The following is a 21,879-nucleotide window of genomic DNA, read 5'->3' as shown; positions in this document are numbered from 1 at the left end:
GGGCCGTGAACGCTCACGAAGCGGTCCGGAGCATGGTCCGTGGGACACGCCGTGTGGAGCACGCACGCATTGATCCACCGTGCGTGTGGCACTAGCGTCGTCGTGACCGTGAAGGTTCACGAGACGACAAGGATCCGCATGTCAGCGCAGACCGCGAACACCGCCAGCACCACGACTCCGACGGTCGCCGACCGCCCCGGCTGGGCCGTCCTCGGCCCCGGGGGCATCGCCCGCCGCTTCCTCTCCCAGCTGCCCGCGAGCGGTGGTGCCCTGGTCGCCGCCGGCAGCTCGTCCACCGAACGGGCGCAGACCTTCGCCGACGAAGCCGCGCAGCTCGGGTTCGCAGACGTCTCCGCCGCGACCTACGACGAGATCCTCGCCGACCCGCGCGTCGACGCCGTCTACGTGTCGACCGTGCACACCGGTCACGCCCGGCTCGTCCTCGCCGCGCTCGAAGCCGGCAAGGCCGTGCTGTGCGAGAAGCCCCTCGCCCCGAACCACGGCACCGCCATGGCGCTCGCCGACGCCGCGCGCCAGGCCGGCCTGCCGCTGGTCGAGGCGTTCATGTACCGCTTCCACCCGCAGACCGCCGCACTGCTCGACCTCGTGCGCGACGGCGTCGTCGGCGAGGTCACGCACATCGACGCCTCGTTCGCGTTCCGCACCGGCGAGCGGACCGGCCGGTTGTTCGACGTCGACACCGCCGGCGGCGGGATCCTCGACGTCGGCGGGTACCCGGTGACGATGGCCGCCGCGATCGTGCAGGCCGCGACCGGTGTCGCCGTCGCCGAGCCGACGGAGCTGACCGCCACCGGGACCCTCGGGCCGACCGGCGTCGACGAGTGGACCGTCGCGCAGCTCACCTACAAGGGCGGGATCACGGCGTCGGTCCGCACCGGCGTCTTCGTGCAGGACGACAACGCCGTGACGGTGTACGGCTCGCGCGGTCGCATCGTGCTCACCGACCCGTGGACCCTCGGCGACGACCCCACCATCGAGATCCGCACCGTCGACGAGGGCCCGCGCTCGCTGTCGTTCGCGGGCGAGCACCCCTACGCCCGCGAGGCAGACGCCACCACCGACGCGCTGCGTGCCGGTGCGGTCGAGGCGTCGCAGATGACGATCGACGAGTCGCTCGCAACCGCCCGCACCCTCGACAAGTGGCGCGCCGCGATCGGCCTGCGGTACCCGTTCGAGGCCGAGACCGCGGACATCCCCACCGTGAGCGGTCGGCCGCTCCGGGTCCAGGACGGCAACCCCATGAAGTACGGCGAGATCCCGGGCGTCGGCAAGCGGCTGTCCCGCCTGGTCATGGGCGTCGACAACCAGCCCGACCTGGCGCACGCCAGCGCGATCTTCGACCTGTTCGTCGAGCAGGGCGGCAACGTCTTCGACACCGGCTACATCTACGGCGGCGGCGTGCTCGAGGGCCGGCTCGGCAAGTGGATCCAGAACCGTGGTGTCCGTGAGGACGTGGTGGTCATCACGAAGGGCGCGCACACGCCGTTCTGCGACCCGGAGTCCCTGACGAAGCAGCTGCTCGAGAGCCTGGAGCGCCAGGGCACCGACTACGCGGACATCTACATGATGCACCGCGACAACCCGGACATCCCGGTGGGGGAGTTCGTCGACGTCCTCGACGAGCACCGCCGCGCCGGCCGCATCCGCGTGTACGGCGGGTCGAACTGGACCCCGGCACGCTTCGACGAGGCCAACGCCTACGCCCGGGCGAACGGGAAGCACGAGTTCGAGGTCCTCAGCAACCACTTCGGCCTGGCCGAGGCGTACGACGTGCCGTGGGACGGCTGCGAGCACGCGACCGACGCCGCGTCGAAGGCGTGGCTCGAGGAGCGTCAGGTCCCGCTGCTGCCGTGGTCGTCGCAGGCCCGCGGCTTCTTCACCGGCCGCGCGACGCCCGAGGACACCAGCGACGCCGAGCTCGTCCGCTGCTACTACAGCGACGAGAACTTCGAGCGGCTCCGTCGCGCCCGGGAGCTCGGCGACCGGTTCGGCGTCCCCGCCACGGCGATCGCCCTGGCGTACGTGCTGAACCAGCCGTTCCCGACGTTCCCGCTCTTCGGACCCCGTACGATCGCGGAAGCCCGATCGTCCATGACGGGCCTCTCCGTCGACCTCACCCCGGAACAGGTGGCATGGCTGGACCTCCGCGACTGACCCAGTCGCCACCGGACGGACCGCACCCCGGCGGCCGCGCGACGATCATCGACGTCGCCGCGGCTGCCGGGGTGTCCCGGCAGACCGTCACGCGTGCGATGAACGGCATGTCCGGCATCAGCGCGACCACGAAGGAACGGGTGCTCGCCGTCGCGGCGGCGCTCGACTACCGGCCGTCGCGGTTCGGCCGTGGGCTGGTCACCGGCGGCGACCACCAGCTCGGACTCGTCGTGAACGACCTGCGGAACCCCTACACGCCCCAGCTCGCCTCCGCCGTGTTCCGGCTCGCCGCCGAGCAGGGGTGGAACGTCATGCTCGCCGACGTCGACCTGGCGAGCGACGCGGACCGGATGGTCCAGGCGCTCGGCGCGCAGACCGACGTGGTCATCGGCTACCTCGGCTCGCGTCGGCACCGGTGGAGCGAGGTCCTCGGCAACGTGCCGATGGTCGAGCTCGACCCGTCCTCCGACCCGCCGACGGCGGCCGTGTGGATCGACCCCGCCGACGCGATCGAGGCCCTCGCCGACCACCTGGTGGCGACCGGGGTGCGGCACCCGGTCGTGCTCGACAACTCGTCGCCGGACCAGACGAGCGCACGCGGCGGGCTCATGCTGGACGCCCTCCGCCGCCGGGGTTACCTGCCGGAGCTCGTGCACGCGCCGCACGCCACGGCCGAGTGCGGTGCCGAGGAGACCGTGCGGATCCTCGCCCGGAAGCGCCGGCTCGACGCGATCCTCGCGTTCAACGACGTGATGGCGCTCGGCGTGCTGCAGGCGTGTCGGCGTGCGGGCGTCGACGTCCCGGGTGACGTCCGGGTCGTCGGCGTCGACGGCCTGCCGCTCGGCGCGCTGGTGTCACCGACGCTCACCACCCTGGCGGTCGACCTCGACGCCGTCGCGCGCGAGGCGCTCGGCCTCGCCCTCGGCATGCTCGCCGGCGAGCTGCCACGGCACGGCCCCGGAGTGCAGCGCACCGTGCGCCACAGCCTGCTGGTCCGCGACTCGGCCTGACGACGGCCGCGAGCCCCACCCCACCCCGCCGCACCCCGCCCGCCTCGCCCCACCCCACCCCGCCCTGCCCCGCGGCCGCGCCCTGCCCCCGAGGTTCCGAAATCTCGGCATGTCGGTGCTCGGGCCGCCCGACATCGGAACCCGGGCAGAGACCACGCGGCGTGTGGTGGAACCCCGGCACCGGAACCCCGGCACCAGTACCCCGGCACCGGTACCCCGGCATCGGAACCCCGGCACCAGTACCCCGGCATCGGTACCCCGGCACCAGTACCCCGGCATCGGTACCCCGGCACCGGAACCCCGGCACCAGTACCCGGGCACCGGAACTCCGGCACCGGGACCCCGGCACCGGACGCGGGTCGACCCGCAGCTCCAGCCTCCCGCCGTGGGCGTGACCAGTCGCCGGACTGGAGGCGCGTGGCGGGCCCGCCACGGGCCTCCCGTCAGCCTGTTGGTTGCATTTGCAACCATAACCGTCCAGACGGTACACTGGCGGAGTCCTGACGGGGCGCGTGTCCATCCCGCGTCCCGTCTCGTCTGCCCCACGCACCGCCCCGCCGTCGACCAGGTCCGGCTCGAAGTCCCAGGAGTCCGCCGTGTCCGCACTGCTCACCAGCCCCGTCGCCACCCGTGTCACCGGGAGCCGTGCCCGACGGTTCCTCGCGCTCGCCGTGCTCATGCTGCCGGTCCTGCTCATCTCGGTGGACAACACCGTGCTGAGCTTCGCGCTGCCGTCGATCAGCCGCGCGCTCAACCCGGACGCCACCACGCAGCTCTGGATCGTCGACGCGTACCCGCTCGTCCTGGCCGGCCTGCTCGTGGTGATGGGCAGCATCGGTGACCGCATCGGCCGCCGTCGGATCCTGGTGGTCGGGGCCACCGGCTTCGCGCTGTTCTCCGTCGCCGCGGGCTTCGCGACCGACGCATGGATGCTCGTCGCCGCCCGGATCGCGATGGGGGTGTTCGGCGCGATGCTCATGCCCGCGACGCTGTCGATCATCCGCAACGTCTTCGTCGACGCGGGGGAGCGGCGGATGGCGCTCGCCGTCTGGTCGACGATGTTCGCGGCCGGCAACGCCCTCGGCCCGCTCGTCGGTGGCACGCTGCTCGCGCACTTCCGCTGGGGCAGCGTCTTCCTGATCGCGGTGCCGATCCTCGTGCTCATGCTCGTCGGCGTCCCGTTCTGCGTGCCCGAGTCGCGCGACCCGATGCCCGGTCCGGTGGACGTGCCGAGCATGTTCCTGTCCCTCGGCGCGCTTGCGCCGACCGCGTGGGCGATCAAGTCGGTCGTGCACCCGGAGGAGCGCGGGTTCGCCGTCGCCATGCTCGCCGTCGGGGTCGTGTGCGGCATCGCGTTCGTCCGCCGGCAGCTGCGCTCCCGCACGCCGATGCTCGACCTGCGGCTGTTCCGCAGCACGGCGTTCACCGGCAGCGTGCTCATGAACCTGATGGCGATGTTCTCGCTGACCGGCTTCCTGTTCTTCATCGCGCAGCACCTGCAGCTCGTCGCGGGTCTGGACCCGTTCACCTCGGGCGTCGTGCTCATCCCCGGATCGGTGCTCACCATCGTCGCCGGACTGGTGGTCGTGCCGGTCGTCGCCCGCGTCGCACCGCGCTGGGTCGTGTCGGTCTCGCTGCTCTTCTCGGCGGCCGCGTACGCCCTCGTGGCGGTCCTCGGGCACCACGCGTCGATCGCCGCTCTGGCGTTCGCGTTCGTGCTGCTCGGCATCGGGATCGGCGCGTCCGAGACCGTCACGAACGACCTCATCATCTCGACCGCTCCGGCGGACAAGGCCGGTGCAGCGTCGGCGATGTCCGAGACGGCGTACGAGATCGGCGCGGTGCTCGGTACGGCCGTCCTCGGCACGATCCTGGCGACCACCTACCGGGCGCACGTCGTGGTGCCGGGCGGGCTGAGCTCGACCGCGCACACCGCTGCGCAGGAAACGCTCGGCGGCGCGGTGTCCGCCGCGTCGTCCCTCGGCGGACCGACCGGTCAGGCGCTGCTCGAATCGGCGCGGGCCGCGTTCGACTCCGGCGTGACGATCACTGCCGGCGTCGCCGCGGTGCTCATGGTGATCGCCGCCGCGGGTGCCGTCGTCATGCTCAAGCGCCGCTGAGTGCGGGCCGCGCGCTTCGTGAGCAGGAATGGTCGGGTCGTCGCGAGCGACTCGACCATTTCTGCTCACGAAGCAGCCTCCGCGGGGGCGCGCGACGCGTCACGCGGCGTCATCCGGCACGCCCGGGAGCGGTCGAACCTGTGAATCGTTGACCTCAACCATGGTTCAGGTCATACGTTGGGACATGGCCGCCCAGTGACGGCTCACCCCGCGCGAAGGAACGACGACGAACACCATGCCCGACGAAGCCCCGGCGAACATCGCCGAAGCGTACAAGTCCGCGTTCCGCGGGCACCCGGCCGGCGTCGCCGTCATCACCGCCGAGGGGCCCGACGGTCCGACCGGACTCACCGCCTCGAGCGTCGCGAGCGTGGCGGTCGACCCGCCGGTGCTCGTGTTCTCGCTCTCCACGAACTCCGGGTCCGCCGGGGTCGTGCTCGGCGCACCCGTCTTCGTCGTCCACCTGGTCGACTCGCTGAGCGTCGCCCTCGCGCGACGCTTCGCCTCCACCGGCAGCCCGACCGCGGACGACCCGATCTGGGGCACGCTGCCCTCGGGTGACCGCTACCTGCCCAGCGCCGCCAGCGCGCTCCGGTGCCGTCCGCTCTCCACGACCCCGATCGGCAGTTCGACCGTCGTCGTGGCCGAGGTCCTCGACATCGTCGTCGGCCTCGAGCACGGCGAGCCGCTGGTCTACCACAACCGGGAATTCCACTCCCTCACCGATCGTTCCCGGCTCTCGTGAGCCGCGGAATCCCATCCGCAACCCACTGATCGAAAGGACCTCACATGGCTGAGTACACCCTGCCGGAGCTGCCGTACGACTACGCCGCACTCGAGCCGCACATCAGCGGCAAGATCATGCAGCTGCACCACGACAAGCACCACCAGGCCTACGTCACCGGAGCGAACACCGCACTGCAGCAGCTCGGTGAAGCGCGCGAGTCGGGCAACTTCGGTGCGATCAACAAGCTCGAGAAGGACCTGGCGTTCCACCTCGGTGGGCACGTCAACCACTCGATCTTCTGGACCAACCTCGGCCCGGACACCAAGGTCCCCGAGGGTGAGCTCGCCGCGGCGATCGACGAGTTCTTCGGCTCGTTCGACACCTTCAAGGCGCAGTTCGCCGCCGTCGCGAACGGCATCCAGGGCTCCGGCTGGGCCGTCCTCGCCTGGGACACCGTCGGCCAGAAGCTGACCACGTTCCAGCTGTTCGACCAGCAGGCCAACGTGCCGTTCGGTCTCGTGCCGATCTTCCTGCTCGACATGTGGGAGCACGCCTTCTACCTCGACTACCTCAACGTCAAGGCGGACTACGTCAAAGCCGTCTGGAACATCGTCGACTGGGAGAACGTCGCGGCGCGCTTCGCCAACGCGAAGTCGCAGTCGTTCGTGACGCTCTGATCCACCGACCGCGGGTCGCGTGACGCGACCGACGGACGAACGGGAGGCACGGTGCCAGCTGGCACCGTGCCTCCCGTTCGTGGATCAGGCCGCGGGAACGGATGCGCCCGCGGCGAGCCGATCGGCGATCGCGCGGAGTGCGGCGTCGGCGTCGGTGCGCTCCCGGTCGACGATCGTGCTCCACTGCGCACCGCGGGCGGCCATGACGGCGTCGTGTGCGGCGCGGTCGGCTGCCGCGGCGTCGTAGCCGTGCGCGAGGCACCACGCGGTGACCGCGGCGACGCGGTCTCGGTGCAGACCGCGGTGTCGGGTGCGGCCGTCCAGCGCCTCGACCGACCCGAGCTCGAAGGTGAGCCGCGCGGCGAGGGCGCGGTGCGGATCGCCGAGCCCGCCGAAGGTGGCCACGAGGTAGTCGCCGAGCGCAGCGCGGTCCGCGCCGGGATCGAGTGCGGCGTGGCAGACCGTGTCGGCCAGGTGCTCGACGACCGAGTCGATGAGCGCGTCGCGTGAGCCGAAGTGGTAGACGATCGGGTAGGCGCTCGTGCCCAGGACGCGACCGAGGCTGCGCACCGAGACGTCCTCGAGCTTGGTGTCGAGCAGGTGCAGGGTGACCTTCTCGAGGATCGCCGGCTTGAGCGTCGGGTCGGGCTTCCGGGGCATGGCATCTCCGTCGGATCGGCGGCGGCGGTCACGCGATCGACCGCCGGTGTCATGGAGTATGTTACCGGTCGCTCGGTCCGACGGTCACCGCGCGGACCGGCTGCTGGGGCGCGAAAACGGAGCAATACTCGGTTCCGCGTAGACTGAGGCAGATGTCCACGCCGCAAGAGGCCTCCGTGCCCGTGTCGCAGCCCGAGGGGACCCGTGCCGGACGGGTGGTCGCGGGGCGCCGTCGGGGTGCCGGAAAACGCTTCCTGGTGATCGGCGACGTCCTGGACGGCGTGCTCGTGCAGACCACCGCGCACACCATCGGGGTCCACGATCCCGCAGCCGTGATCCGCCACCGCCCGACCGGCGCCGCCGGCAACACCGCTGCCTGGCTCGGTTGGCTCGGCGCCGAGGTGGACCTCGTCGCCCGGGTCGGCGTCGACGACGTCTACCGGCACGAGCGGTCGCTGGAGGACGCCGGCGTCCGACCGCACCTACGCTACGACGCGATGACCTCCACCGGGGTCGTGGTGTCGGTGCGCAACGACAGCGGCCGCACGGCGATGTCCGACCCGGCCGCGAGCGGGAAGCTCACTGCCGCCGACGTCCCCGACGCCGTGGCCCGACGTGCGGACATCGTGCACCTGACCGGGCACGCGATGCTCGGGGGCGGCGCCGACCGCATCGCCGCCCTGGTCGCCCGCGCCCGGACAGGACCGGCCCGGGTGTCGCTCGATCCGTCCTCGGCGGCCATCGTCCGGTCGGTCGGTGCTCCCGCCTTCCTCGACGCCCTCGCCGGTGTCGACGTCCTCTTCCCCGGCCGGCAGGAGGCCCTCGAACTGACAGGGTCGACCGACCTCGACGACGCGGTGCGGCGACTGACCGAGCACGTCCCGCTGGTGGTGGTCACGGTGGGCGCCGACGGTGTGCTGGTGGGGCGGCGTGGTCGGAGCGTGCACCGCGTCGCCGCGACACCGGCGACGGTCGTCGACACGGTCGGGGCCGGCGACGCGTTCGCCGCGGGGTTCGTGCGGGCGTGGGCGACCGATCCCGTGCGGGTCGGAGCGGCGGCGCGCGAGGGCACCCGGGTCGCCGCCCGGGCGCTCGGGTTCGTCGGCGGCCGACCGCCGGTGTGACGGCCGGGGCCGGTGCTCGAGCCGGCCGCGGTCACGACCGGCACGTTCCGCCCGGTCAGCCCTCTGCTGGCTCCGCCACGACGGTGAGGGTCTGGACGCGACCGGTCGACGACGGGGCGAGCCGGATCTCGACGCGCAGGCGTCCGCAGGTGCCGGGCAGCCACCAGCGCAGGTGCGACGGCGTCGACGACTGCTCGGCGACGGGAGCAGCGGCCAGGTCCGCCCCCACCTCGGCGACGGCGGCTGCGATCGCGCGTCGGCGGCGATCGTAGGGGACGTCCATCGCCACGTTCGGCGTGCAGATCGCGTCCGCCACGTCGTCGCGCCAGTCGGCCAGGAGGCCCGTCACGGCGGTCTGCGCGGCTCGCGTCGCCCGGATGGTCGGGTCGGTGCCGGGGCGGCGCGCGGGTCCGGTGCCCGCACCGGCGAGTGCCGGGGACGCCGTCGACCGCGCGGTCTCCAGGAGCAGGTCGTGTGCCTGCTGCGCCGCGGCCGAGACCTTCGCCTGCGTGGCGTTCTCGAACGCGACGACACCGAGGCCGGTCTGCGCGGACCACCGCATGTGCGCCGAGAACCCGGGGTAGCCGCCGGAGTGCGAGACGAGTTCGCCGAACCGGTCGTCCTGCTCGACGAACAGCCCGAAGCCGTACGCCGTGGCGCGCGACGAGCCGGGGACCACGGACGACGGCACGACCCGCATCGCCTGCTGCATGAGCCGGCGATCGGCGGGGGAGACCGGTCCGGGCTCCGGGGTGTCGGACGACGCCGATGCCAGGTGCGTCGCCCAGCGTGCGAGGTCGCGGACGGTGGAGAACAGGCCACCGATGGACGAGAACGCCCCCGGGCCGGTCATCGGCAGGGGGTCCCAGTCGCCGTCGTGCGGACGGAACCCGGTGACGACCGGCCCCGGTGACTCGGCCGCGCTGAACACCGTGTGGTCGAGACCGAGCGGCCGGAGCACCGTGTCGCGTGCAGCCTCGGTGAACGGGCGGCCGGAGACGACGGCGACGACCCGACCGAGCAGGGCGTAGCCGAGGTTCGAGTACGCGAACCGGGTGCCGGGCACGGAGTCGAACAACAGCCCGCCGTGCAGGACGTCGTCGAGCTCGGCGTCGCTGATTGACTCCTGCCGGTCCGCCCAGGGGTCGTCGGTGGGGAACCCGGCCGACATGGTCAACAGCATCCGTACGGTCGGCACGGGGGAGTCCGGTGTGGGCAGGTGCACGGCACCGAACGCCGGCACGAACGCCGTGACCGGTGCGTCGAGGTCCAGGTGGCCGTCGGAGACCAGCGTCAGCAGTGTCGCCGCGGTGACGCTCTTGGTGCACGACGCGATCCGGTAGACGCTGTCGGCATCGGGTCGCTGCCCGTCGCCACGGTCGCCGTGGCCCCCGGAGGCGACGAGACCCGCCCGGTCGAACACACCCCACGCGCTGCTCGGAGCGACGCCGCGGTCGACACGGTCACGGAAGAGCGCGTCGACCTGCGCGACGGCGGCGTCCCACGGGGTCACGACCGACGCATCTCTGCGTAGGCGTCGAGCGCGCGTTGCCGCGTCGCCTTGAGGTCGACCATCGGCTCGGGCCGGAGCTCGTCCGAGGGGACCCATCGGTGCACGTACTCACGGTGCGGGTCGAACCGCTCGAGCTGCCGGTCGGGGTTGAACACGCGGAAGTACGGCGCCGCGTCGAAGCCCGACCCGGCGACCCACTGCCAGTTCCCGGCGTTGTTGGCCGAGTCGGCGTCGACGAGGGTGTCCCAGAACCACTGCTCGCCCACGCGCCAGTCGACGAGCAGGTTCTTGACGAGGAAGCTCGCGGTCGCCAGCCGGACGCGGTTGTGCATGGCGCCGGAGTGCCACAGCTCCCGCATGCCGGCGTCGACGAGGTCGAACCCGGTCGTGCCGGTGCGCCACCGGTCGACCTCGGCCGCCGGGGCGTCCCGCCACGGGAACGCGTCGAACTCCCGACGCACGTTCACCGTCGTGATGTCTTCGCAGTGGAAGTGCTCGTTCCAGTTGAACTCGCGCCACGCCAGCTGCCGCAGGAAGGCCGAGGCGTTCTTGCGCTGCTCCGGCTCGAGCGCTCCGTGCAACCGGTGCCACACCTGGTACGGGCTGACCTCGCCCCAGCGCAGGTGCGGGGACAGGTCGCTCGTGGCTGCCATGGCGGGTTCGTCCCGCTGGTCGTAGTCCTCGAGCGCGTGGGTGACGAAGTGCTCGAGCCGCTGGTGGGCGCCGTGCTCGCCGGGTTCCCAGGCGTCTCGGAGTCCGCCGGCCCAGTCGGGACGGGTCGGCAGCAGGTCCCACTGGTCCAGGTCGTCGCTCGTGACCCGGGCGGGTGCGGGCAGGTCCCGGGGCTTCGGGAGCGGGTGCCGCGGTTCGGGCATCGCCTGGGCGGCGCGCCAGAACGGGGTGAACACCTTGTACGGTTCGCCCTGACCCGTGAGCACGGTCCACGGCTCCCAGAGCAGGTTCGCCGCGAAGCTGTGCGCTTCGATGCCGCGGTCGTGCAGCGTGTTCTTGATGCCGGCGTCGACCTCGCGTTCGGCGGGACCGTACCGACGGTTCCAGAACACGGCGTCCGCTCCGGACTCGGCGACGAGGGCGTCGATCTCCGCGGCGGCCGCGCCCCGTCGCAGCACCAGCCGCGAGTCACGGTCGCGCAGTTCGCCGTCGAGGGCGGTGAGCGAGTGGTGGAGCCACCAGCGGCTGGCGGCGCCGGCGGGACGGATGCCGGGGGACTCGTCGTCGAGGACGTAGACCACCGTGACGTCGCCGCCGTGGTCGATCGCAGCGCGCAGCGCGGGGTTGTCGGCCAGTCGCAGGTCGTCGCGGAGCCAGACCAGTGCGCCGGTCACACCGGTGCCGGATCCGACTCGGAGACCGTCCGCGCGACGGGTCGTCGGCCCGGGGCGGTGCCGACCGCGAGCCGCAGCTTCGTGCACAGCTCGGTGAGGGTGCGGAGTTCGGCGTCGGAGAGCCCGGCGCCGACCTGCTGCGCGATGCTCGCCGCGTGCTGCACGGCCACCTGGCGGTAGACGTCGAACCCGTGCGGGGTGAGCGCCACGATCACGCCGCGGGCGTCGGACGGGTCCGGCTGCTTCTCGACGATCCCGCGGGCGAGCAGGCGATCGACCAGGCGGCTCACGCTCGGCTGGGTGAGGAGCAGGTGACCGGTGAGGTCACGCATGCGGCAGCGCCGGCCGGGTTGTGTCGACAGGTTGAAGCAGACGTCGTACTCGTTGAAGGAGATCTCGCCGCCGGGGAAGTCCGCGTTGAGGCTCCGCATCACGGTGACCTGGGCGCGGAACAGTGATTCCCAGGCAGCGACGGCGGTCGCCTTCTCGCTGCGGCGTGAGTCGCTCACGATCGCGCTCCCCTCTGGTCGGACGGTCCGTCCACACTACCGACGGCCCCCGACAGGGGCGGGTTCGACATGCACGAGGGTCGACATGCACCAGCCCGACGTGCACGAGGGCCGGCCGCTCTTCCGAGCGACCGGCCCTCTCCCTTGCACCAAGAGTTTCCTGCAATCACATTCCGCAGCCGGTGCCACAGCAAACACCGTCTGCGCATCCGACTGTATAACGAAGCGGTAACGGCGCGCTAGCCTCTCCGTGGGTCGTTCGCTGCGAGTTCACCAAGAGCGACCGATCAGGATCAGAAGAGGTCGGGCGACGGCGTCGAGGCGTAGCGGACGGCCACGTCGGCGTGCCGGTCGAACCGGTACCCGACGCCGCGCACGGTGCGGACGATCTCCTCGAACGCGCCGAGCTTGGAGCGCAGACGGCGCACGTGCACGTCGATGGTGCGCTCGTTCGGGGTCTCGTCCTCGCCGTCCGACCACAGACCGTCGATGATCGCCGAGCGGTCCACCGTCTGCCCCTCGCGGAGCACCAGGAACTGCAGGAGTTCGAACTCCTTGTACGTCAGGGGTGCTGCTTCACCGTCGAGGGTGACGCGCTTCCGGGAGATGTCGATGACGACCCCGGTCTCCTCCGGCTCGGGCTTCTCGGCCTGCTTGCGCGCGGCGACGGCGGAGCGGTCCTGCAACGCCAGCCGGACGACGTCGACGTCGCGGCCGCCGGACTGCTCCGCGGCGACGGCGACGGCCGCGTACGTCTCCGAGTTCGGGACGAGCTGCGCGGTCAGCGCCTTCAGCTGCTCGACGACGGCCGCGAGCGTGGTGCCGGCTGCTGCCGCCTTCGCCTCGTCGATCCCGACGTACAGCGCGAAGCCACGGGCCTCGGTGCCCTCCGGCAGGGAGCGGTTCCGCTGCGGTGCGACGACCGGGCTGGTCGGCACGGCGGTCTGGCCGGTCGTGGCCGGCTTCGCGGGACGGGGCCGGATCGGGGTGACGGTCCCGAGGTCGGTCGGCGCCGGAGCGGCGGTGCGGAGCGCGGTGCGGGGCTGGGCGATGGTGAGCGACATGGTGGTTCTCCGGGCGATGTGGCCGGTGCGCGTGTGGCGCGTGCGGCGGTGTCGAATGCGTCGACCCGGGTACGGCTGGGTGCCGTCGTGCCCTGCGGTCCTGCTGTGGACCGGGGCGGACCCGGGGGAACGGGAGACAGACCTCGTGACGTGGTGCGCGTCGTCGACGGTGTCCGTCACCCGGGGATCACACGCTCGCGACCGGGGTGGTGTCGCGGGGGATCCGGCTGGAACGGGTGCCGATCAGGCACACATTCGACAACGCATGACGGCGACCGGCATCATCATGCCGGCAGTCCCCTGGGCCTCGGAGAGGACGCGGGTGGACACGGTTGCAGTCATGGGACGAGTATCGGCGGTATACCAAGGCGGTGTCAACCGTCCGAGCGGACGGTGCGTTCCGCGCACCGGCGGCGGTGGACCGGGCTGACGGACGACGGGAGGCCCGTGGCGGTGTCGCCACGGGCCTCCCGTCGATCGTGGGTGACGTCGACTGCCTACTCGGCCAGTCCGTAGAGGCGGTCGCCGGCGTCGCCGAGACCGGGGACGATGTACCCGTTCTCGTCGAGCTTCTCGTCGAGGGCCCCGAGCACGATCGAGACGTTGCGGTCGCCGACGGCCTGCTCGACCATCGCGAGTCCCTCGGGCGCGCCGAGGATGCACACGCACGTGACCTCTTCGGCGCCGCGGGCGAACAGGAAGTCGATGGCGGCGGCGAGGGTGCCACCGGTGGCCAGCATCGGGTCGAGCACGAAGCACTGCCGGCCGGACAGGTCGTCGGGCAGGCGCTCGGCGTAGGTCTGCGGCTCGAGGGTCTCCTCGTTGCGGGCCATGCCGAGGAACCCGACCTCGGCCGTCGGCACGAGCTTGACCATGCCCTCGAGCATGCCGAGACCGGCACGCAGGATCGGGACGACGAGCGGACGCGGCTTGGCGATCGAGACGCCCATGGTGTGCGCCACGGGGGTGTCGATGGGTGTCGCGGTGACCCGGACGTTGCGCGTGGCCTCGTACGCGAGGAGCGTGACGAGCTCTTCGGTCAGGGCGCGGAACGTGGGGGAGGGTGTGGTCCGGTCGCGGAGCACCGAGAGCTTGTGGGTGATGAGCGGGTGGTCGGCGACGTGGACTCGCATAGGGTCGAGCCTACCGTGCTGCCGACCGCCAGGAGGTCCCGTGGAAGCGCCCGCTGCCCGTCCGTTCGTCCCGGCGATGGAACGCGCGCTCGACGAGGCCCGCGCGTGCCTGGCGACCGGGGACGTCCCCGTGGGCGCGGTGGTGCTCGACCGCGACGGCGTGGTCGTCGCCGTCGGCCGGAACGAGCGCGAGGCACTGCAGGACCCGACCGCGCACGCCGAGGTGCTCGCGCTCCGTGCGGCGGCCGCGGTGACGGGGGACTGGCACCTCGACGGGCACACGCTCGTCGTGACGCTCGAGCCGTGCCCGATGTGCGCCGGGGCGATCCTCGCAGCGCGCGTGCCGCGGGTCGTGTTCGGTGCCTGGGACCCCAAGGCGGGCGCGACCGGCAGCGTCTACGACATCGCCAGGGACCGCCGGCTGCCGCACCGCTCCGAGGTCGTCGGCGGCGTGCTCGAGCGCGAGTGCGCCGCGCTGCTCGACGCCTTCTTCAGTCAGCGGCGAGGATGACGATCGCCTCGGTCGGCGGACGCGGACCGGTGCGGAGCACATCGGGTTCGACGTAGATGACCCGGGCGATCGGCACCGCGGTGCGCACGCGGTGTTCGACGGTGTCGATGCCGGCGGCGACGTCCCCCAGGCGGCGGTCGCCGTCGACCGCGACCTTCACGCCGACCATGAGCTCGTCCGGGCCCAGGTACAGCGTCTTGATGTGGATGATCGCGTCGACCTCCGGGCCGTCGAGCACCGCGTGCTTGATCCGCTCGACGTCGGCGGCCGTGGCACCCTCGCCGACGAGCAGGCTCTTCGTCTCGATGCCCAGGACGACCGCGACGGCGATGAGCAGGGCGGCGATGAGCATGGTGCCGATCGCGTCGAAGACCCCGTTGCCGGTGATCGCGGTCAGCCCGACGCCGAACAGGGCGAAGACCAGACCGAGCAGGGCAGCGGTGTCCTCGAGCATCACGACGGGGAGTTCCGGGGCCTTGGCGCGACGGACGAACTGCACCCAGCTCTGCGTGCCCTTCTGCGGCCGGGCTTCCTTCAGCGCCGTGCGGAGCGAGAAGCCCTCGAGCCCGATCGCGATGACGAGCACGACGAGCGGCAGCCACCAGTTCTCGAGCGGGTGCGGGTGGGCGAGCTTCTCGATGCCCTCGTAGAGCGAGAAGACCCCGCCGACGGAGAACAGGATGATCGAGACGACGAAGGCGTACACGTAGCGTTCGCGCCCGTAGCCGAAGGGGTGCTCCTCGTCGGCGGCGCGACGGGCACGGCGTCCGCCGAGCAGCAGGAGGAGCTGGTTCGCGGAGTCGGCCAGGGAGTGCACGCCCTCGGCCAGCATCGACGCGGACCCGCTGATCGCGGCCGCGATGAACTTCACGATCGCGATGCCGACGTTCGCACCGAGTGCGGCGAGGATCGCCTTCGTGCCTCCAGAAGCGCTCACAGCTGTCCCCTTCTCCCGATCTGGAAGACGATCCTAGGCGAGGCCGGTCGGTAGGGTCGGGAGCATGACGATCGACCTGCCCCGTACCGCCCTGCTCGGCGTCGGCTCCATGTCCGGCTCGGTCCTCGACGGCCTGCTCGCCGCCGGGCTCGACCCGGCGACGGTGACCCTCACGACGAAGTCCGAGGGGTCGGCCGCCGCCCACCGGGAGCGCGGGCTCGACGCCACCGCGAGCGACACCGACCCCGATGCGAACCGCCGTGCTGTCCGTGGCGCGGCGCTCGTCGTCGTCGGCGTGAAGCCGTACATGATCGCGGACCTGCTCGACGAGGTCGCCGCGGACCTGGAGCCCGGTGCGGTGCTGGTCAGCGTGGCGGTCGGCACCACCACCGCGAGCATGGAGTCGCGGGTGCCGGCCGGTGTGCGTGTCGTCCGTGCGCTCCCGAACACGCCCATCGGCGTCGGCCACGGCGTCACCGGGGTCAGCGCCGGTGCGTCCGCGGACTCCGACGCCGTCGCGCTCGCGTCGTCGGTGTTCACCGCCTCGGGACAGGTGATCGAGGTGCCCGAGACGCAGCTCGACGCCCTGTCCGCGGTGTCCGGTTCGGGTCCGGCCTACGTCTTCCTGCTGGTCGAGGAGTGGCAGCGCGCCGCCGAGGCGCTCGGCTTCACCCCGGACCAGGCGGCCACGATGGTGCAGGGCACGCTGCGCGGCTCCGTGGAGCTGCTCGACCGGTCGGATCGCGAGCCCGCCGACCTGCGGCGTGCCGTCACGAGCCCGAAGGGCACCACCGAGCGGGCCGTCGCGGTGCTGCAGGATGCCGACCTGGCCGACACCTTTCTGCGCGCGTCGCGCGCCGCGGTCGCGCGCGCGGAGGAGATCGCCGCGTCGTAGGGGCGCGGGCGGACCTACTCGAACGCCGCGAAGCGCTCCAGGTCGGTCTCGGAACCCGAGACGATGATCACGTCGTCCTCGCCGATGATGCTCTCCGGCGTCGCCGGCACGAACGGGCTCCCGGGCGGTTTGATGCCGAGCACCGTCAGACCGAACCGGGTGCGGATCACCGTGGTGGCGAGGTCCTTCCCGCGCACGGCCCGTGGCGGGAACATCTTGACCACGGCGAAGTCGTCGTCGAACTCGATGAAGTCGAGCATGCGCCCGGACACCAGGTGTGCGGTGCGCTCCCCGGCTTCACGCTCCGGGTAGACGACGTGGTTCGCACCGATGCGGGACAGGATCGTGCCGTGCGAGCGGCTGATGGCCTTCGCCCAGATCTGCGGGATGCCGAGGTCGACGAGGTTCGCCGTGATCAGCACGCTCGACTCGAGGTCGCTGCCCGTCCCGACGACCGCGATCGCGAAGTCCTGGGCACCGATCTGCCGCAGCGCGTCGATGTCGGTCGCGTCGGCCTGCACGGCGTGCGTGACCCGGTCGGACCACTTCTGCACCAGGCCGGCGTCGGTGTCGACGACGAGGACCTCGCGGTCCTGCCGCTCGAGCTGACCGGCGGTGGCGGCGCCGAAGCGGCCGAGGCCGATGACGAGCACGGGTGCGTCGTGACTGATCGCACCCATCGGGTGCGGGGGACGGGTTCGGTCAGCCAACGATCGGCCTCTCCTCGGGACGGCGGAACAACTGCCGGCTCTGACTCGCGGCCAGGGCTGCGGCGATGGTCACTGTACCGACCCGGCCGAGGAACATGGTGGCGGCCAGGACGTACTTGCCGGACTCGGGCAGGTCCGCGGACACGCCGGAGGACAGACCACTGGTCGAGAACGCCGAGATCACCTCGAACAGCACGCGGTCGAGCGAGTCGTCCGTGATCTGCAGGAGCACCACGGTCGCGACCGCCACGATCGTCGCTCCCCAGAGCACGATGGCGACCGCGACCCGCAGCACGTCACTGGGGATGCGGCGCCCGAACGCCTCCATGCTCTGCCGGCCGCGGGCCTCGGCCACCGCGGCGAGGAACAGCACCGCGAGGGTCGTGACCTTGATGCCGCCGGCGGTCGACGCGGAGCCGCCACCGATGAACATGAGCATGTCGGTGACGAGCAGGCTCGATCCGTTCAGCTGGTCGAAGTCGACGAGCGAGAACCCGCCGGAGCGGGTCATCGTCGACAGGAAGAGCGCCTGGAACGCCGTCCGCCCGGCACCCTCCTCGCCGAAGGTCGTCGGGTTCGAGGCCTCGAGCGCGGTGTAGACGATCGCACCGCCGACGAGCAGGACCGCGCTCGTGGCCAGGGTCAGCTTGACGTGGATCGGCCAGCGGCGCGGCGTGCGGAGCTGCTTCGTCAGGGCACGGATGACGGGGAACCCGATCGATCCCGCCACGACGCCGATCATCAGGAGCGTCAGGAACCAGTAGTCGTGGGCGAACGGGTCGAGGCCGTCCGCGTTGGGCGAGAAGCCGGTGTTCGTGAACGCCATCGCCGCGTAGTAGAAGGAGTCGCCGACCGCGGTCCAGAACGGGATGCCCGCGATCAGCACCGACGGCAGGAGCAGCAGGCCGAGCACGATCTCGATCGACAGGGTGCTCACGGCCACCGTGGCGAGCAGGGTGCCGACCTCACCGAGGCGGACGGCCTGCCCCTCGGGCACGGCGCCGTGGTGGGTGCGGAGCGGGTTCGAGTCACCCGCGGCCATCAGCTTCGCGCGGAGCCCGAGCTTGCGGGTCACGAACAGCCCGAGGATCGACGCGAAGGTCAGCACGCCCACCGCGCCGATCTGCGTGCCGATCACCACGAGGACCTTGCCGAACACCGACCAGTGGGTCGCCATGTCGACGGTCGCGAGGCCGGTGACGCACACCACCGAGGCCGCCGTGAACAGCGCGTCCGAGAAGTGCGTGCCGGTCCGGTCCGCGGCGGCCCACGGGGTCATGAACAGCGCCGTGAACACGAAGATGAGGGCGATGAACACCACGATCGCCAGTCGCGACGGCGACGATCGCAGGACCGTCGCGATCCGTCCGCCCCGTCGTCGGGTGACGGTCACGTGCCGCGGGAGCGGCTCGGTACGGTCGAGCATCGTATGCCTCCGAGGACATGGGCCGGGACGGTTCGTCATGGTACATCCGAGGTGCCCCGGCTAGCCTTGCCCGCATGGCCGACATCTTCTCCGTCGTGGCGGACCCCACGAGGCGTGAGCTGCTCGGGACCCTCCTCGCCGCGTACGGATCGGACGTCACCGGCGGGGAACTCAGCGTCGGGCAGCTCGTCGAACGACTGGGCGTCAGCCAGCCGACGGTGTCGAAGCACCTCCGCGTCCTGCGCGACATCGGCCTCGTCACCAGCCGCGAGGAAGGGCAGCACCGCTTCTACCGGCTCGACCCGGAACCGCTCGTGTCCCTGGAGGACTGGGTCCTGCCGTTCACCGGCGCGGTCGACGCCGACGGCATGCCCGCGACCACGGCGTGGACCCCCGATGGTCAACCCGTGTCGGTGCGCCGGAACGGTGCGGCCGGCAAGGCCACCGTCGAGGTCGGCACCGAGCTCGGGCGTGTCATGGCCGAGGCGTCCTACCGGGCCACCGCGGCGATCTCCGGCGCGCAGCAGGGCTGGGAGCGCGTCGTCGACCGCAGCCGCAAGCGCTTCACCCGCCGTGGGGACGAAGACTGAGCCTGGACACTGGGTCGCACGCGCCTCTACAGTTGCCAGTGACCACACAGGTCACACCAAACCCGTGCGCGGATCGCGTGCGAGCCACCGAAGGCGGATCATGACCGGCAGTTTCGACGACGTGCGTTTCCTCACCGTCGCTGAGGTCGCCGAGATGATGCGTGTCTCGAAGATGACCGTGTACCGCATGGTCCACGCCGGTGAGCTCCCCGCCATCCGTTTCGGCCGGTCCTTCCGTGTCCCCGAGTCAGCCGTCGCCGACGTGCTGCGCGGTGGCATCGCAGACGTCGGCTGAGCGCACGCACGTCCGTTCCGGGCGCGTTCGACATCGCGTCAGCCCTCCGGTAGACTCGGCCGGGTTGATTTTCCGCGGTCTCGACGGCCCGGTGTCCGATACATCAGCACAGTCCGAGCGAGGTCCACATGGGTTCTGTCATCAAGAAGCGTCGCAAGCGCATGGCGAAGAAGAAGCACCGCAAGCTGCTTCGCAAGACGCGCCACCAGCGTCGCAACAAGAAGTAGGCCCCGAGCCTGCAGCGTCAAGCCCCGGTTCGCCGGGGCTTTCGCATTCCCCAGGGGACGCGGGCCGCGGACTACGCTGGAGCCATGCCCGCAGTGACGTTCCTGACGAAGCCCGGATGCCACCTCTGCGACGACGCCCGACCCGTGGTCGAGCGCGTCGTCGCCGAACACCCCGGCGTGACCCTGCAGGAACGCTCCATCCTCGACGACGACGCCCTCCGCCAGGAGTACGCGGAGGACATCCCCGTCGTGCTGGTCGACGGGCGCGTCCACAGCAACTGGCACGTCGACGCCGATCGGCTCGCACGTGCCCTCGAGAAGGCCGGTGCCTCCGCATGATCTCCCACGTCGTCGCCTGGACCCTGCGCGAGGACCTCGACCGCGCCGCGTCCATCGCCCGGATCCGCGAACTCCTGACCGGCCTGACCGGCACCATCGGGTCGATCCGCTCGCTCGAGGTCGTCGAGAACGTCGCCTACCCGGACAAGAACAGCGACGTCGCCGTCGTCGCGTCGTTCGACGACCTCGCGGGGCTCGACGAGTACCAGGTGCACCCGGACCACCAGGCCGCCGCAGCCGAGATCCGTGGACTGGTCACGGGGCGGGCCGCCATCGACTGGGAGCGCTGAGCCGGGCCTCCCGTCCCGCCCCCGGCGCTCGCGCCCGCCGTGCAGAAGACGCCGCCTCCCGAACTCGGAGGCGGCGTCTTCTGCACGTTCGACGGTGACTACGGAGTCAGGCGCGTCGGGCCACGGAAGAGGTACGTGACCTCGCGGATGGACGGCTCGCCCAGCATGAGCATGAGCACGCGCGCGAGGCCCATGCCGAACCCGCCGTGCGGCGGCACGCCGTAGCGGAAGAAGTCGAGGTACCAGCCGAGCTCCTCGGGGTCGAGGCCCTTCTCGACGGCCTGCGCCTCGAGCACGTCGACGCGGTGCTCGCGCTGGGCGCCCGTGGAGATCTCCGCACCGTTGAAGATGAGGTCGTAGCTGTTCGTGAGCGTCGGGTCGCCCGGCTTCCGCATGTGGTAGTACGGCCGGATCGAGGCGTCGTACTCGGTGACGAAGACGAACTCCGACCCGTGGTGCTCCTTCGCCCAGGCGGCGACGCGGCGCTCGCCCTCGGGGTCCAGGTCGCCGTCGGCACGGACGACGTCGTGTCCGCTGTCCGCGACGATCTTCCGGGCCTCGGCCAGGGTCACACGGGGGAACGGCGTCGCGGGGACCTGCAGCTCGAAGCCGAAGACCTCCTCGATGTCCTTGCCGTACTTCTCCTTGACCGCGGTGATGCCGGCGACCAGGACCTCTTCGTGCATCGCCATGACGTCCTCGTGGGACTCGATCCACGAGAACTCGGCGTCGACGCTGGTGAACTCCGTCGCGTGCCGGCTCGTGAAGGAGGGGTCGGCGCGGAACGCGTCGGCGATCTCGAACACGGCGCCGAAGCCGGCGGGCTGCGCCATCTGCTTGAAGTTCTGCGGCGACTGCGCCAGGTAGGCGGTCGTCTCGAAGTACTCGAGCTGGAACAGCTCGGCGCGCGACTCGGACGCCGACGCCATCAGCTTCGGGGTGTGGATCTCGATGTAGTCGCGGTCCACCCAGTAGGTGCGGAACGCGTGCTCCAGCGTCGTCTGGATGCGGAAGATCAGGTTCTGCTTGCGGTTGCGCAGGTCGAGGAAGCGCCAGTCGAGCCGCTTGTCGAGCGACGAGTCGTCGGCGATCGGGGTCTCCGGGATCGCTGCGCTCACCACCTCGAGCGTGCCGACCTTGACCTCGAGGCCGCCGAGCTTGACGCGCTCGTCGTGCTTCAGGGCGCCGGTGGCGTGGATGAAGGTGCCGTGGGCGAGGCCCGAGATCTCGTTGGTGGTGGCGAGCGCGGCCTGGGCTGCGTCGTCACCGTCCTCGGCCTCGCGCGTGGCGGGGTTCACGAGCTGGACGGCGCCGGACTCGTCGCGGAGGACGACGAACTGCACCTTCTTCTGGTCTCGGACGGTCTCGACCCATCCGGCCACGGAGACGGGGCCGTCGGGGAGGGCAGCGAGGTCGGCGATGCGGGTGCGTTCGATCACGGTGGTCGAGTCTAACCGTCTGCGTCCGGCGGCGTCGGTCCGCAGGGTGCTCCCCTCCACAGGGCGGCCTGCTTCCGGCGTCGTCCACAGGTCTGACCGGGAGGCCCGTGGGGCGCCGAGCGGGTCCGTAGCGTTCTCGACGTGGCCGGGTCGCGGGACGAG

Annotated in this window: 23 protein-coding genes; 13 read left to right on the top strand and 10 right to left on the bottom strand. The window is 71.5% G+C overall.

What is annotated here, in order from left to right; genetic code table 11:
• Window positions 1–138: 138 nt before the first annotated feature.
• The 5 genes from ACXKZB_RS13805 (at window position 139) to ACXKZB_RS13785 (ending at window position 6,709) form a co-directional block, all read left to right on the top strand.
• Window positions 139–2,175 carry an aldo/keto reductase gene (locus ACXKZB_RS13805; RefSeq protein WP_488823489.1) on the top strand — a complete coding sequence of 679 codons (2,037 nt, stop codon included), beginning with the start codon at window positions 139–141 and terminating at the stop codon, window positions 2,173–2,175.
• Window positions 2,154–3,185, top strand: coding sequence for a LacI family DNA-binding transcriptional regulator (locus tag ACXKZB_RS13800; protein ID WP_488823488.1), 1,032 nt, complete (start codon window positions 2,154–2,156; stop codon window positions 3,183–3,185). Before ACXKZB_RS13805 ends, ACXKZB_RS13800 begins: the two co-directional genes overlap by 22 nt.
• Before the next feature lie 596 nt (window positions 3,186–3,781).
• Window positions 3,782–5,305 carry an MFS transporter gene (locus ACXKZB_RS13795; RefSeq protein WP_488823487.1) on the top strand — a complete coding sequence of 508 codons (1,524 nt, stop codon included), beginning with the start codon at window positions 3,782–3,784 and terminating at the stop codon, window positions 5,303–5,305.
• 235 nt (window positions 5,306–5,540) lie between these two features.
• Window positions 5,541–6,050: a flavin reductase family protein gene (locus ACXKZB_RS13790; protein ID WP_111084301.1), complete on the top strand. Its 510-nt coding sequence runs from the start codon at window positions 5,541–5,543 to the stop codon at window positions 6,048–6,050.
• Between the two features lie 44 nt (window positions 6,051–6,094).
• Entirely contained in the window at window positions 6,095–6,709 is a 615-nt protein-coding gene (locus ACXKZB_RS13785) for a superoxide dismutase (RefSeq protein ID WP_111084300.1), read from the top strand.
• 84 nt (window positions 6,710–6,793) lie between these two features.
• Here the strand turns inward: ACXKZB_RS13785 and ACXKZB_RS13780 are convergent, their stop codons facing one another.
• On the bottom strand, window positions 6,794–7,369 hold the full coding sequence (locus tag ACXKZB_RS13780; protein ID WP_488823486.1) for a hypothetical protein: 576 nt from the start codon (window positions 7,367–7,369) through the stop codon (window positions 6,794–6,796).
• Window positions 7,370–7,521: 152 nt separating this feature from the next.
• On the opposite strand from ACXKZB_RS13780, the gene ACXKZB_RS13775 reads away from it, so the two are divergent.
• Window positions 7,522–8,493: a carbohydrate kinase family protein gene (locus ACXKZB_RS13775; RefSeq protein ID WP_488823485.1), complete on the top strand. Its 972-nt coding sequence runs from the start codon at window positions 7,522–7,524 to the stop codon at window positions 8,491–8,493.
• Between the two features lie 55 nt (window positions 8,494–8,548).
• Here ACXKZB_RS13775 and ACXKZB_RS13770 read toward each other — a convergent pair whose 3' ends face one another.
• The 5 genes from ACXKZB_RS13770 to upp all read right to left on the bottom strand — a co-directional run bounded on the left by ACXKZB_RS13770 (window position 8,549) and on the right by upp (window position 14,058).
• Window positions 8,549–10,006 (bottom strand): serine hydrolase domain-containing protein, encoded by a 1,458-nt coding sequence (locus ACXKZB_RS13770; RefSeq protein WP_488823484.1) that lies wholly within the window; start codon window positions 10,004–10,006, stop codon window positions 8,549–8,551.
• Complete coding sequence (locus tag ACXKZB_RS13765) at window positions 10,003–11,352, bottom strand: cryptochrome/photolyase family protein (protein WP_488823483.1); 1,350 nt, start codon at window positions 11,350–11,352, stop codon at window positions 10,003–10,005. The genes ACXKZB_RS13770 and ACXKZB_RS13765 overlap by 4 nt, the downstream gene beginning before the upstream one ends.
• Window positions 11,349–11,861 (bottom strand): MarR family winged helix-turn-helix transcriptional regulator, encoded by a 513-nt coding sequence (locus ACXKZB_RS13760; protein ID WP_123313867.1) that lies wholly within the window; start codon window positions 11,859–11,861, stop codon window positions 11,349–11,351. The genes ACXKZB_RS13765 and ACXKZB_RS13760 overlap by 4 nt, the downstream gene beginning before the upstream one ends.
• A 293-nt stretch (window positions 11,862–12,154) precedes the next feature.
• Window positions 12,155–12,925, bottom strand: coding sequence for a winged helix-turn-helix domain-containing protein (locus tag ACXKZB_RS13755; protein ID WP_488823482.1), 771 nt, complete (start codon window positions 12,923–12,925; stop codon window positions 12,155–12,157).
• Between the two features lie 497 nt (window positions 12,926–13,422).
• Window positions 13,423–14,058, bottom strand: a complete 636-nt coding sequence (upp, locus tag ACXKZB_RS13750; RefSeq protein ID WP_071290729.1) for a uracil phosphoribosyltransferase — start codon at window positions 14,056–14,058, stop codon at window positions 13,423–13,425.
• 76 nt (window positions 14,059–14,134) lie between these two features.
• On the opposite strand from upp, the gene ACXKZB_RS13745 reads away from it, so the two are divergent.
• Window positions 14,135–14,569, top strand: a complete 435-nt coding sequence (locus ACXKZB_RS13745) for a nucleoside deaminase (RefSeq protein ID WP_123314085.1) — start codon at window positions 14,135–14,137, stop codon at window positions 14,567–14,569.
• Here the strand turns inward: ACXKZB_RS13745 and ACXKZB_RS13740 are convergent.
• A complete protein-coding gene (locus tag ACXKZB_RS13740; protein WP_340197441.1) occupies window positions 14,550–15,506 on the bottom strand; it encodes a cation diffusion facilitator family transporter in 957 nt (318 codons plus the stop codon). The genes ACXKZB_RS13745 and ACXKZB_RS13740 overlap by 20 nt on opposite strands.
• 64 nt (window positions 15,507–15,570) lie before the next feature.
• Here ACXKZB_RS13740 and proC point away from each other — a divergent pair, with 64 nt between their 5' ends.
• Window positions 15,571–16,401, top strand: a complete 831-nt coding sequence (proC, locus tag ACXKZB_RS13735) for a pyrroline-5-carboxylate reductase (protein ID WP_488823481.1) — start codon at window positions 15,571–15,573, stop codon at window positions 16,399–16,401.
• Between the two features lie 14 nt (window positions 16,402–16,415).
• On the opposite strand, the gene ACXKZB_RS13730 is transcribed toward proC, so the two are convergent.
• Window positions 16,416–17,081: a potassium channel family protein gene (locus tag ACXKZB_RS13730; RefSeq protein ID WP_123313863.1), complete on the bottom strand. Its 666-nt coding sequence runs from the start codon at window positions 17,079–17,081 to the stop codon at window positions 16,416–16,418.
• 22 nt (window positions 17,082–17,103) lie between these two features.
• On the bottom strand, window positions 17,104–18,537 hold the full coding sequence (locus tag ACXKZB_RS13725; RefSeq protein ID WP_340197443.1) for a TrkH family potassium uptake protein: 1,434 nt from the start codon (window positions 18,535–18,537) through the stop codon (window positions 17,104–17,106).
• A gap of 74 nt (window positions 18,538–18,611) precedes the next feature.
• Between ACXKZB_RS13725 and ACXKZB_RS13720 the strand changes: the two genes are divergently transcribed.
• From ACXKZB_RS13720 to ACXKZB_RS13700, 5 genes are all read left to right on the top strand, one after another.
• Window positions 18,612–19,127 carry an ArsR/SmtB family transcription factor gene (locus ACXKZB_RS13720; protein ID WP_123313861.1) on the top strand — a complete coding sequence of 172 codons (516 nt, stop codon included), beginning with the start codon at window positions 18,612–18,614 and terminating at the stop codon, window positions 19,125–19,127.
• Window positions 19,128–19,227: 100 nt separating this feature from the next.
• Complete coding sequence (locus ACXKZB_RS13715; RefSeq protein WP_022902482.1) at window positions 19,228–19,422, top strand: helix-turn-helix domain-containing protein; 195 nt, start codon at window positions 19,228–19,230, stop codon at window positions 19,420–19,422.
• Window positions 19,423–19,550: 128 nt separating this feature from the next.
• On the top strand, window positions 19,551–19,649 hold the full coding sequence (locus ACXKZB_RS13710; protein WP_003792170.1) for a 30S ribosomal protein bS22: 99 nt from the start codon (window positions 19,551–19,553) through the stop codon (window positions 19,647–19,649).
• Window positions 19,650–19,733: 84 nt separating this feature from the next.
• Window positions 19,734–19,988 carry a glutaredoxin family protein gene (locus ACXKZB_RS13705; protein ID WP_111084287.1) on the top strand — a complete coding sequence of 85 codons (255 nt, stop codon included), beginning with the start codon at window positions 19,734–19,736 and terminating at the stop codon, window positions 19,986–19,988.
• On the top strand, window positions 19,985–20,278 hold the full coding sequence (locus ACXKZB_RS13700; protein WP_123313860.1) for a Dabb family protein: 294 nt from the start codon (window positions 19,985–19,987) through the stop codon (window positions 20,276–20,278). The genes ACXKZB_RS13705 and ACXKZB_RS13700 overlap by 4 nt, the downstream gene beginning before the upstream one ends.
• A gap of 98 nt (window positions 20,279–20,376) precedes the next feature.
• On the opposite strand, the gene aspS is transcribed toward ACXKZB_RS13700, so the two are convergent.
• Entirely contained in the window at window positions 20,377–21,717 is a 1,341-nt protein-coding gene (gene aspS, locus ACXKZB_RS13695; RefSeq protein WP_488823480.1) for an aspartate--tRNA(Asn) ligase, read from the bottom strand.
• Between the last annotated feature and the right edge of the window lie 162 nt (window positions 21,718–21,879).

It is taken from the genome of Curtobacterium sp. ABR8, from assembly GCF_057812125.1.
This window is presented reverse-complemented; position numbering and strand designations above follow the sequence as displayed.